The sequence below is a fragment of the Limnospira indica PCC 8005 genome (assembly GCF_000973065.1).
Lineage (GTDB): Bacteria > Cyanobacteriota > Cyanobacteriia > Cyanobacteriales > Microcoleaceae > Limnospira > Limnospira fusiformis.
Map to the genome: position 1 here is coordinate 1,322,817 of NZ_FO818640.1, position 13,047 is coordinate 1,335,863.

Below are 13,047 nucleotides of genomic sequence, written 5' to 3' on the forward strand. Positions count from 1 at the left end.
GGTGTTACAATGGGGTGAGGCTGCATTGATGGTCAATAGAGGCCCTGAACTCTCAAGGAGATGATTTTGTGAACCAGGAACGACCAACCCTACAATTTAACTGGTCAGGAATTGGCAATTGGATCGTGGTTATAGGAATCATGGGTTTGTTAGCCTCAGTTGGTTTGGGCTGGCTAGTCAACTCGATTCTGATTCTGATTGGTCTGGCTGTCATCACCCCGATTATTTTAGTGTTTGGGGCGCGGTGGTGGCTAAACCGGAATTTGATTGAAGATTCCTGTCCGGTCTGTTCCCATGAGTTTATAGCCCTAAATCAGACTCAATGTCAATGTCCGAATTGTGGTGAGCCTATTCAAATTGAACAGGGACGTTTTACCCGTCTGACTCCACCGGGAACTATTGACGTTAAGGCGGTTGATGTTTCGTCACGAGTCCTAGAAGATTGACAATTAAAGGATGTTTGAAAGTGTCTGAAAATCAGGTAAATGTCTTGGTTACGGGAGGGGCTGGTTATATCGGTTCCCATGGGGTTTTGGCTTTGCAACGGGCGGGTTATAATCCGATAGTTCTTGATAATTTGGTTTACGGACATCAAGAATTGGTGGAAGATGTGCTGAAGGTGGAATTAATCCAGGGAGATACTAACGATCGCCTTTTATTAGATCAGCTATTTTCTAGCCGGAAAATTGACGCGGTGATGCACTTCGCCGCCTATGCTTATGTGGGAGAGTCGGTAACTAATCCTGAGAAATATTATCGTAATAATGTGGTGGGAACTCTCACCCTTTTGGGGGCGATGAACTCAGCGGGAATTGATAAATTTGTGTTTTCTTCTACCTGTGCGACCTACGGGGTTCCCCAAATTATTCCGATTCCTGAAAACCACCCCCAAAATCCCATTAGTCCCTATGGCGCGAGTAAGCTAATGGTTGAACGAATTTTGGCGGATTTTGACACGGCTTATAATTTGCGATCGGTCAGTTTTCGCTATTTTAATGCTGCTGGTGCTGACCCTGATGGATTACTGGGAGAGGACCACGACCCGGAAACTCATTTAATCCCCCTCACCCTATTTACAGCCCTAGGAAAACGAGATCATATCTCTATTTTTGGAACTGATTATCCGACTCCTGACGGTACTTGTATCCGCGATTATATCCATGTTAGTGATTTGGCAGATGCTCACGTTTTGGGGTTACAATATCTATTGTCGGGGGGGAAAACTGAGTTTTTTAACCTCGGAAATGGTAAGGGTTTCTCGGTTCAAGAAGTGATTGAAAGCGCTAGGGAAATCACGGGACGAGAGATTAAAACGGTAGAATGCGATCGCCGCCCCGGAGACCCCCCCAGTTTGGTGGGAACTAGCGAAAAAGCCCAGGAAATCTTGGGCTGGAATCCTCAATATTCCCAAATTCACGATATCATTAGCCATGGCTGGCAGTGGCATCAAAAACGTCATGGCTAACCCTTGACATTTGGGAAAATTTGTGATATGAGATAGTCAGCAATATGATCGCCTGCCCCGGCTTCACCGAGACGGCGGCGACCATTAGCGGCAATAGTGGCTAGTTGTGGGGAGTCCTGTAGAAGCGATCGCACCACTCCTGCCACTGCTTGGGGATTTTCGGCAAGAATTAGTGACGGACCGAGTAGGCGACTTTGTGCCTCAGCAAAGGCTGGTGTAAATTGCGGACCTTTTCCGGGAATAGCGATCGCAGGTTTTCCCAGACCGACAAACTGTTCGGTAGCCGTCCCCGCCATAGCGATCGCCATATCGCCTAGGTGGAGACAATCATTAAACCCCTCACGGGTCAGCAGCATAGTCATTTGGTCGCGCTGAAACAATTGTTGTTCCTTGCTGGTATGACCATCAACTGGAACCCACCCGGTCGCCTTCAGAACCGAACCGAAGGGGTCTAAATCTAAACTAGGTGCGATCGCAGCCAAACACCGGAGGGGTGAGATTTTTAGCTGCGATACTGCTTCTAAAATTAACCGCCAATTCTCATAGGCCTCTGGACTACGAGAACCCGGCAATAAAGTCAAGTTTAACACACCCGGTGGCGACGGCGCAATAATTCCCCCAGGTTCCAAATTATCCATCATAGGATTACCCAAATCAACAGCCGGAATTGACCACCTTTGCAGAGTTTCCGTGGTCAGTCTATCGCGGGGAAACACCACCCGACAACGGGGATGAGTCATTAACCAACGTTCCCAGGGTAAATATACGGAACCTGACCACCCCTCCCATTTTTGCCACCAGGACTGGCGAGATAACTGTCCGTTTTCATCCCGCAAATAATATTCAGATTTCGCCGTCCCCACAAAAGCATATTCTGCACCACTTAACCAGGCTAAAAATAGGGGGACAATATCCCCCACCGCCAAAATAAATCCCCCCTCTTTCCCCCACTGGCGGACGGTCTGCACCTGGGAATATAATAACTGTAATAACCCCCCTTTCAAATCTCCCAGGAGTTGGGAACTGTCCATATAAATAAATCCCCCAGAAGGCATTTTTTGGACTCTCCCAATAATCGGAATATCCGGTAATTGCTGGTAGGCTTTTCCTTCCCCTACTAAGGGTAAAGCGGCTAGGTTATTAACTGGTGTTCGCAGATGTTGCAGTATTCTGACAGCGATGATATCTTCCCCGTGACCATTACTTAAACACAATAGTTTCATATTCCTGAATGCTGCATCAATTATAAGTCTCCAATTATAAGTCTAAAATTTCCTGAATTTTGGCGTTGAGTTGTTTTAATTTAACGGGTTTGGCTACATAATCATTTGCGCCAGCTTCTAGGCATTTTTCGCGATCGCCTGTCATAGCCAAGGCGGTTAAGGCAATAATTGGCACTTGGGTCATGGTGGGGATTTGGCGGATACGGTTAATTGCTTCTAAGCCATCTATTCCCGGCATTTGAATATCCATCAGAATTAAATTAGGAGATTCTGATTGTGCTAAATCAATCGCCTGTTGACCGTCCTTAGCAATAATTAAACGGTAGCCTTTAGCACCCAAATAACTCGACAAACTCATGATATTAGCTTCGTTATCTTCAGCAATTAAAATCAGGGGAGAAACTTGAGCCACATCTTCAGTTTTCGTCAGGAAATCCGAGGTATTAGATGATAGATGGGGGGTGTTAGTTCCGATTAAGATATCATCACAAGGAATCTCAAAAATAAACTGACTTCCTGACCCCACTTTACTAATCACATTAACAGTACCTCCGTGCATTTCGACAATGCGTTTAACTAGGGATAATCCTAAACCTGTTCCCTCATATTGACGATTGAGAGCGCTATCAATTTGAGTAAAGGGTTTAAACAGTTTTGATAATTGTTCTTCATTAATACCAATTCCCGTATCAATCACAGCAAAACGGACTCGGGATTTATCGCTGTCTATCGGGGGTGGCTGTAACTTAACTTCCAGGCTAATTTTACCTCGGGATGGGGTGAATTTAACCGCGTTATTGAGGAGGTTAATTAACACTTGACGCAGGCGGCGTTCATCAATATATAAGTCTGGTAAGGCTTGGGGAATTTGTACATTAATGGAAATCCCTTTTTTAAAGGCTTGCTGCTTAATAAAAGCTATACTAGATTGACACAGGGGGCGAATCGAAGTATAATTAAGGTCTAGTTTCATTTCCCCGGCTTCAATTTTAGCCAGATCTAAAATATCGTTAATTAATTCCAGGAGATGACTGGCGCTGCGTTCAATAGTTTGTAATGCTTGTTTTTGCCGATCGCCTAAAGTACCAAATACCTCTTCTTGCATACCCTCGGTCATTCCTAAAATAGCATTAAGGGGGGTGCGTAGTTCATGACTCATATTGGCGAGAAACTCATCTTTCAGACGGGTAGCGCGCATCAATTCCTGATTAGTCTGGCGCAGTTTGGCTTCGGTTTCTCGGCGATCGCTAATATCTCGACAGACACAAATTAACAGGTTATCTTCCGTTAGGGTCAGAGATAATTCTTCCGCAAAACTCGTCCCGTCTTGACGAGTGGCGATCGCTTCTCCAGTCCAGTAGCGATCGCGCATTACAATCGGGAAAACCTCATTTTCAAAGCGTTGAATTTCTGTAGGAGAATAGATTTTTCTCCAACTATGACCGACTAAATCTTCAGGTTCAGAATAACCAAACATGACCAAATGAGCGTGATTTACATACTGATACAAATCATCCTGAACAATAGCAATACCATCCCCCGCAGCTTCAATACTCGCCAACTGTTTAGCAATTTCCTGTTCAGCGGCTTTCTTAGCCTCTTCCGCCTCATTTCTTTTCCGGTGTAAACGATACCCTTCAATTAAATTGCCACAGGTAACTAAAAAGGCTTGTAAATAATCAATCATTTCCTCATGATAGCCACCTGGTTTATTGGCAATTCCCACTATTCCCACGAGAGTCGAACTGCTAAAAAATGGCAACCCCAAAAAACTATTTAAAGGGGGATGACCATTAGGAGTCCCTCCCCGGCGTGGGTCACTGCTAGGACTGTTAGCTATAACAGGTTTCCCGGTCATAATTACCGCCCCAAATAAGGTATTCATATTATCAAATTCCATGCCTTCTTCATGGTTTTCTTGATAAAATTTCTCCGTGGCTTCATCCCAAGCCACATTACTTATGCTATGGGTTTTTAGATAAGGAACTCCCCGAATTTTTAGGAAAGTTTCTTCCATGGTTGCTCCCCCATTATCTCGGAACATTACCTCGCCAATAAAGCCATATTCACTATCAGTTAAAGTTAGCAAGCTGCTAAGTAAACCATCAAAAATAGTTAGGCGATTTTCCGATGTAATAAACTGGGATTGTGCGAGGGTAATTGACTGTAGAAGGTTGTGGTTTTTTTCTAAGGCTATTTGCGCTGATTTTAGGTCGGTAATATCAAACAAAGTTGAACGACTATAAAGATATTCACCTTGGGGATTATAAACGGCGCTATAATTCAAGAGTACCGGGAAAACGTGACCATTACTACTAATCATCTCCAGCAACATATCTTTGAGATATCCTTGCTGTTTAAATAACTCAAAATTACTCTCAAATATCTCTCGACTGTCCGGGGTGAGAAAATCTGCTAAACGTCTCCCAAGTAATTGTTCACGAGAGTATCCTAACCATTGCAGTTCCGTATCATTAACTTTGACATAGCGACCCTCAGCATCGAGGGAATGATAGCCACAGGGTGCTTTATTATATAAGTCCTCAATCTCATGGGAATAGTCTAATAGCCTAGCTTCCGCCTGTTTGCGAGCGGTGATATCAAAGCGAATAGCTAAATATTGAGAGACTTTTTTATGGGAATTTAAAAAAGGGACAATGGTACTTTCAGTCCAGTAAATAGAACCATTTTTAGAGCGATTACAAATTTCTCCATGCCAAACTTTACCACTAGAAATAGTCCGCCATAAATTCGCGAAAAAACCAGGGGGATGGCATCTTGAGTTAACGATACGATGGCTTTTACCGATTAATTCTTCCGAGGAATAACCGGAAATTTCACAGAAGCGATTATTGACGTAGGTAATCACTCCACTCGCATCAGTAACAGCTACGATCGCTGAATGGTCTATGGCTAACTTTAGATCGGATAACTCCCTTAGTAATTGTTGGCGGTCGGACTCGGCTTGTTTACTCTCGGTAATATCAACATTAGTACCGATCATCCTTTGAGGTTCTCCTTCGGGGTTGCGAATAATTAGAGCATTTGCTTTAATAAAAACTATAGAACCGTCAGGACGTACAATCCGAAATTCTGGATTAAATTCCCTTTCCCCTCGCAGACTTTCCTGTAAAATTGCCTGAGTTAATTCAGCGTCTTCTGGGTGTAGGGAGTTTTTCCATAATTCCACTGTCTGGGGACACTCTAAAGGTGAGACTCCATAAATTTTATACATCTGATCATCCCAGGTTAGATGATTCTGAGAAATATCCCAATCCCAAATTCCCATTTGGGCTGACTTAATCGCTAATTGTAGGCGATCGCTAAGGTGAGAAAGTTCCTGGGTTCGCTGTTTGACCGTCGCTTCTAAAGATTGATTAAGATCTTGTAATGCGGTTTCCGCTTTTTCCCGTTCACAAAGTGCCGCTTTCTGTTCGCTAATATCTGTAATAGTACCCACATAGCCATTTACTGTTTCTTCTACACTAAATTCCGGGACAATTTGACCAAACACCCACAACTGATTTTCCCCGGCTTCTAAACGATATTCTTCCTTAAATGGGTGATGATTTACTTGAGTCTGTTTCCAGGCTTCATTAATGCGATCGCTATCTTCAGGATGCACAGAAATTTGCCAAGATAAACCAATTGTTTCCCCAGGAATACGTCCCGTCATCTGACAATATTCCTCATTGACATAGATACAATCACCCTCCTTATCCGTCCGAAAAACTCCCACCGGGATTAAATCTGTCAGAGTCGCATAACGTTCTTCTGTTTCTTGTAAACAGGTTTGAATTTGTTGGCGTTCCTGTAGTTCCCTTTGTAGGTCATCGTAGGCGATCGCTTGTTGAATAGCGATCGCTACCTGTAGCGCCAACTGTTGGACTATCTGGATTTCTTCTGATAACCACAGCCGCGTATTACTACATTGATGAATCGCAAATAAACCCCACAAACTCTTAGATTGGCTTTCCGCTTCATGGTTAGATAAAACAATTGGAACTACTAAATCTGCTCGGACTTCAAATTGTTTGAGCAGAGATAAATGACATTCACTTAATCCCACCTGATCAATATCTGGTGCTACGAAAATCTTTCCGTCTTGATACATTGATGGGTTGTCCTGAAAACAGGTATCTTTAATATTTTTATCTAAGCAGGATGTATAGGGTTCCATTACTGATTCCGCTACGATATCACCGCTCAAATCTGGGTTGAATTGGTAGATTACTACCCGATCACAATTTAACAAAATCCGGACTTGTTTAACCGTTTCCTCCAGGATTTCCGGTAAATTTAACCAAGACCTAATCCGGTTGGTAATCTCAAATACCAGTTGTTCTCTGTGGTGCGCCTGTTCTAGTTCTAAAGTCCGTTTTTTGACCTGTTCATCTAGTTGTTTCGCCTGAGTTTCTAAAATGCTAATTTTTTCTAATTCTAACTCCGATATGCGACCATCTAAAATCTTCGTCATTTTATACAGATCCAGAGGATTTAGCACTTTGAGCATACTGGTTTGGGTCACTATCCCTAAGAGTTCACCATGGGAACCTGTGACTAGAACTCGCCGGATATATTGGGATGACATCAACTCATGAATTCTCCACAGATTCTCATTGGTGGCGACCGAAAACACTGGGGTACTCATTAACTGTTTACTGCTATAGTTTTCTAGGTCTAAGCAGAAGGTATTAAACTTGACAATATCTCCCTCGGTCAGGATCCCGACCGGAACATTGACAGCCGTTGAATTGTTCACGAAATCGGTTTCTACTAAAACTACACAATTGACCCGGTATTGTGTCATTAAACAGGCAATTTCTAGCAGGTTACTCTCAGGACTAGCACAAATAACCTCTGTTGTCATTACCTCTTCTACCGTTCGTAATCTCAGCAGGTCTATGGGGTGGCTAATATAACGCAGAGTTTCATGGGTTATTAACCCTACTAGGCGATCGCTATCATCCACTAGCGGTAGGTGACAGATTTGATTTTTCCTCAGCAAATCAATCACTTCAAAAAAGTCGCTCAATTCTGACTCCCTCCAGCTTAATACTGAGGCGGTCATGACTTCCCCTACCAATAACTGCTCTAAGGGTCTTTTTTCTGTACAGAGTCGGATGATATCTCCCTGAGTCAGAATACCTACTAATTGCTCCCCTTCTACTACCAAGACGCAACTGGAACGCGCCTCTCCATAAACTTCCTCTAATAGAACACTGGCTTTTGATGATATACTACAACTGGCGCGACTTTCACTCATCAGCGCGATCGCTTCCCTCGCCGTTGTTTCTACTGTTACTAATAACGGCTCTCTAATAATCGCGCTTTCTAATTCGGTCAGGGTATATGATGAGTTGCTTGCCATAGTCTTTCACCACGAAGCGTGGTATTGATAAAACTGCTGCCTATTATATGCCTCTTAATTATAATTGAAATAACTCTTTCTGTCAACCAATTAACTTAATCTTGAGGTGGAGCCCTTGCCAAAGTCGGTTAAATGTGATAAGGTAATCCGCCAGGGGTTAACTTAGGTTAATTATCAGCCAACATATATATTTTTTTAAGCTAATAAAATGCGGGAACTATTTTTTGACTTTGAAGATTTCCAAACTCGCAACTTTGCACCCATTGGCACAATCGATGGGGTGAGATTTTCCCCCAACGCCATAGCTTTGGTCAGTGTTGACGAAGGGGGAGAAGGCTTATTTGATGCCACCAGAACTTCCCCCCCTGGAACTACAGTTATCTCATATTCCGAAGCTATTATAAACACCGAAGATTCCGAAGATTCCGAAGATTCCGAAGAGATAGAAGTCAATGAATTAGTGACAGGCGATCGCATTACCATTGACCTCAGAAATTTATCACCATTAAGCATAGGAGGGGGTAACTTTTCCTTTCACTACACCTCCCCAAATCGAGAACATACCGTCGAACTATTTGACCGAGAAGGCAATTCTCTAGGGACTGGCGTTTTATTAGCCACCCCAGGAGAAACATTTAACGAATTTCGGCGCTTTAGTACCACCCTCCCTCGGAACACCGGAATTATTGCCATTGGTTCGGAAGCGACCGAATTAGCCATAGACAATATTAGAATCTCCTATTTTACCACCCTCGTCGCTGACCCGATTATGACCTCAACCCCCCGCTTAGTTGTAGGTACAGAAAATAATGATTTTCTCCAAGCCGCAGAACCCAGATTAACTATCCCCCTCCCGCCAGATTTTATTAGGGATGAAAAAGCCATCACTAATATTGAGAATGTCAGTAACGGGAGTGCTACCATTCTCCCTGGGGGAGTCGGAGTAGAATTTATCCCCGATACAACCTCCCTTGGCGGTTCTGGTAGCTTTGATTATACATTGCGCGATCGCCATAACCAATTTGCTACCGCTACCGCAACCATTAGTTTTCAGCCAGTAACAGCCATACAAGGGAGAGGCGGAAATGATACCCTAGTGGGAGACCAATTCGACCAAACCCTTGACGGGGGGACCGGAAACGACTCTATCTTGGGGGGAAGTGGTAACGATACCCTCTTAGGGGGTCCTGGTGATGATACCCTCTTTGGCGGTTTAGGGGACGACCTCCTACAAGCCGGGTCAGGAGATAATATCCTTGATGGTGGTCCTGGTAATGATACCCTGTTGGGGGGTATTGGTAATGATTCCCTATTTGGTGGGGAGGGGAATGATTGCTTATCTGGTGGCGGGGGGAATAATTGGCTAGAAGGTGGTGCAGGCGTAAACACCCTCACGGCTGGTACAGGGAATGATACCTTAGTCTACCTGTCCCCTAATGACAGAGGTACACAACCCGATCGCATATTAAACTTTACACCAAATAGCGATCGCCTAGTTTTTCAAAGCCAATCCCTAGAGGAAGGTGGTTTTGGTTTATCCGCTCTCAATACCGAGACCCAAACCCTCAACCCCGAACAGTTTACCACCAATCGAGAATCCCTACCCGAAAATACAGAAATCCCGATTCTGCTTTACGATACCATTACCGGACTTCTGGAATACGATATAGACGGCTTGGGAACCTCTCCACCTATAGCGATCGCGCAGTTACAATCAGAAGATGGCAGCATCCCCAATTTATCCCCCAATGATATTATCCTAGTTGATCCGGTTTCATTGACTCGCCCCGAAACCGTCAACATCATCGCCAGGGAAGTTCGCGCCGCCACTCCCCAGGAAATAGACGGAACCGACTCCGATGATACCATTTTTGCGATCGCGCCAGAACCCTTTAATCCCGTCGAAATTCCAGTTTTAGACAATGATAGTCCCGAGACAGGTTTATCTATCAGCAGCGTCAGCAACATCACAGGCGGGGACGTAGCCTTACTTAATAATAATACCATTGTCAGATTTACCCCCACATTGCCTGGGGGAACCCAAGCCAGCTTTACCTATACCGCCAGTGATGGCAACACCCAAGATAGTGCTAATGTATTTATCGATATTCTTCCCGTCACCCGTATTAACGGCTTAGGTGGCGATGATGTTCTGATTGGAAGTTCAGGACCAGATCTCCTCTATGGCGGACAGGGTAATGATTGCTTATTCGGAGAAGCAGGCGATGATACCCTCTTAGGAGATAGTGGTGATGATATCGTCTTTGGTGGTAGTGGTGATGATATCCTCTTTGGCGGTCCGGGAAATGACCAGCTATATGGAGGGGCTGATAATGATATTCTCTATGGCGGAAAGGGTGATGATTTCTTATCAGGAGATGATGGGGATGATACCCTGTTTGGAAATGCCGGAAATGATACCCTATTCGGAGGTGCTGGCAATGATGTTTTTGCCTATATTTCCCGCAGTCAAATCACCACCGGAACTGATTTGATTTTGGACTTTACCCCCGGAAGCGATCGCCTTCTATTTGACCGTGAGGAATTCGGCTTTATTCAAATAGGTACTACCCCGGAAAATATCCTGAGTCCTCAACAATTGGTTCTCGTGGAAACCGGAACTTATCAAGATAATCTCAGCCTCATAAATAGTCCCATTCTCGCCTATGAATTACAGACCGGAAACCTGCTCTATGACCCGGACGGTTCAGGAACACAACCCCCCGAAATTATTGCTAATTTACAAGGCAACCCTCCCCTATCTGTTAATGATATCATCTTGATTGGTACAGCCGGAGACGATACCCTAGATGATGGTGATGATGATGATCCTACAGATGAAGATACTAGAAATATCACCGCCTTCGCTTTAATTAATGGTACTCCCGGAAATGATGCGATCGCTGCTAACGATACCATCGATTTTGTTGGCGTTCCCGTCACCATTCCCGCTTCTGATAATGAACGCATAGCCGTGATAAATACCATCACCGATTTAATCGGCGGAAATGTGAATATCCTAGAAGGTGGTACAGCCGCCGAGTTTATTCCCACCCTCCCCGGCGGAAATCTTGGCAGTTTTAGTTATGAAGCGATCGACTCCGAAGGAAATCTAATTAGAGTTCCGGTTAATGTTAATATTCTTACTGCCATTGATGGTAATGCAGGTGATGATACCCTCATTGGTTCTGATGGTGATGACTCCCTATTTGGTAATCTAGGTAATGATTGTTTAATTGGTGGTGCTGGGGATGATACCCTCGTCGGTGGTGAAGGAAGCGATACCTTTGCTTATCTATCTCCCAATCAAATTAATTTAGGAGTTGACCTAATTGTTGATTTTACCCCCGGAAGCGATCGCCTTCTATTTGACAGTGATCAATTCGGCTTCACCAGAGGTACTACCCCCGAAAATAGCCTGAGTCCTGAACAATTTATTTTCCTCGAAACCGGAGAATTTAATCCCGATAACCTCGACACCATTAGCAGTCCCATTCTCGCCTATGAATTACAGACCGGAAACCTTATCTATGACCCCGACGGTTCAGGAACACAACCCCCTGTAACCGTCGCCACATTTATCGGTAATCCCCGATTATCTATTGATGATATCCTCTTAATTGGCGTACCCGGAGAAGATACTCTCGAACCACCCAACGGCGAAGAGACTTTGACTGGTGGGACTATTCCTTTTATTCCGACACTAGCACCAGACAATGATCCAGACACAGACGAGAAGTTAGAAGGATCTTTACAGGGAACCGGAGAAATAACTGGATTTTCTAACTTTAGAGATGCACTAACTGGTAACGGTTATTTGATTTCCGATTTAACTGGTCAGTGGGATGCTAATCTGATTGATACAGTCATTGATACAGACAATCAAGAAACTCGTCGCTACAGCGATGGAAGTCTTGATTTACAGCTCAGAGGCGAAGATTTAGTTGGAGGTTCTTTCCCAGACCTGACACTGATATGGGGAGGTTCTTTCCCTGGACAGACAGATTCTTGGTTTCCTCAAAATCAATCAGAGAATAGTTCACCTGGGGTGCAACAAGCAGCCGAGGCGCTGTTAACTGACATCGGCGACCAAGGAATTAGATTTGTTTTTGATGACTTTTTTGGACAATGGATAATTGAATTAAACACCATGTAGGGGCGGGTTCTACTGTCAATCGTCAGTTCCCACCGACAATACCAATAAACCCGCCCTCACCCACCAGTAGGGGCGAAAAATTTTTCGATGCTACCATTGGTAATTAATCATTATCACTCATTCGTAGGGTGAGTCAGAGGGATAACCTATCGGGTGAACGGCAAATTTTGTTCATCTGATGCACCACCTTTCCCCTAGAAGGTGCGTCAGCATTAATCATCTCTGGAATTCCTAAGTATCGGGGTCTGACGCACCCTACAATATCGGGTTTCTCCCCCACAGGTCAAGAAACCCGGTTTCTCGAAGAAACCGGGTTTCTCCCCAATTATTAATTAATTCTTTCTTAGCGACCAGAAGGGGGTAAAGACCGAAAAATACCTCTACCTGTCGGTATTCTGCCATTATCTGGAGTCACTATAGAACGACCATTACGGGGAGATGGACCTCCATTCAAGTCTCCCCTACTCCTGTTAAAGTTGTTTTGTATGGTCTGTAGGGAATCAGATCCTGTGGTAATGGTTTCTGCTGCGCTACTACCATTACTACTCTCTAATGGGTCAGCAACACCCCCCAAAGCATCCCTAAGAAAAGTGTTGGTAAACCCAGGGTCTTGGGTTTCCTCAAAAAAAGGAGCCCTGATCCGCCCTTGAGCGATCGCATTTTCTGCTATAGTCCCCGTAGAGGCGATCGCGATCGCATCAGAACTTACCGCAGCCGTAATAGTCACCATTGGTAGGAGCCACAATAGTCTTGACAAATTAGCCATCATCTCAAATCGTCCTCAAATTATCAAATTAGTAGCTATGCCTTGAAATTAGATCCCAGACCTCCA

General features: G+C 44.3%; 6 protein-coding genes. 3 read left to right on the plus strand and 3 right to left on the minus strand.

Annotation, left to right across the window (positions count from 1 at the left end):
- Positions 1-68: 68 nt before the first annotated feature.
- Complete coding sequence (locus tag XZ46_RS05930) at positions 69-446, plus strand: V-type ATP synthase subunit I domain-containing protein (RefSeq protein WP_006616978.1); 378 nt, start codon at positions 69-71, stop codon at positions 444-446.
- 20 nt (positions 447-466) lie between these two features.
- A complete protein-coding gene (galE, locus tag XZ46_RS05935) occupies positions 467-1,465 on the plus strand; it encodes a UDP-glucose 4-epimerase GalE (protein WP_006616977.1) in 999 nt (332 codons plus the stop codon).
- Here galE and XZ46_RS05940 read toward each other — a convergent pair.
- Both XZ46_RS05940 and XZ46_RS05945 read right to left on the minus strand, forming a co-directional pair.
- Entirely contained in the window at positions 1,462-2,688 is a 1,227-nt protein-coding gene (locus tag XZ46_RS05940) for a lipid-A-disaccharide synthase-related protein (protein ID WP_008049088.1), read from the minus strand. The genes galE and XZ46_RS05940 overlap by 4 nt on opposite strands.
- A 34-nt stretch (positions 2,689-2,722) precedes the next feature.
- Positions 2,723-8,059, minus strand: a complete 5,337-nt coding sequence (locus tag XZ46_RS05945; RefSeq protein ID WP_006617061.1) for a PAS domain S-box protein — start codon at positions 8,057-8,059, stop codon at positions 2,723-2,725.
- A gap of 208 nt (positions 8,060-8,267) precedes the next feature.
- On the opposite strand from XZ46_RS05945, the gene XZ46_RS05950 reads away from it, so the two are divergent.
- Complete coding sequence (locus XZ46_RS05950) at positions 8,268-12,215, plus strand: calcium-binding protein (protein ID WP_008049091.1); 3,948 nt, start codon at positions 8,268-8,270, stop codon at positions 12,213-12,215.
- 343 nt (positions 12,216-12,558) lie between these two features.
- Here the strand turns inward: XZ46_RS05950 and XZ46_RS05955 are convergent, their stop codons facing one another.
- Positions 12,559-12,984, minus strand: coding sequence for a hypothetical protein (locus XZ46_RS05955; protein WP_008049092.1), 426 nt, complete (start codon positions 12,982-12,984; stop codon positions 12,559-12,561).
- Positions 12,985-13,047 lie beyond the last annotated feature (63 nt).

Bases quoted from the DNA above. Each gene is read 5' to 3' on its own strand.
- XZ46_RS05955 (WP_008049092.1), bottom strand. From the start codon at position 12,984: ATGATGGCTAATTTGTCAAGACTATTGTGGCTCCTACCAATGGTGACT.
- XZ46_RS05945 (WP_006617061.1), bottom strand. From the start codon at position 8,059: ATGGCAAGCAACTCATCATATACCCTGACCGAATTAGAAAGCGCGATT.
- XZ46_RS05940 (WP_008049088.1), bottom strand. From the start codon at position 2,688: ATGAAACTATTGTGTTTAAGTAATGGTCACGGGGAAGATATCATCGCT.
- XZ46_RS05950 (WP_008049091.1), top strand. From the start codon at position 8,268: ATGCGGGAACTATTTTTTGACTTTGAAGATTTCCAAACTCGCAACTTT.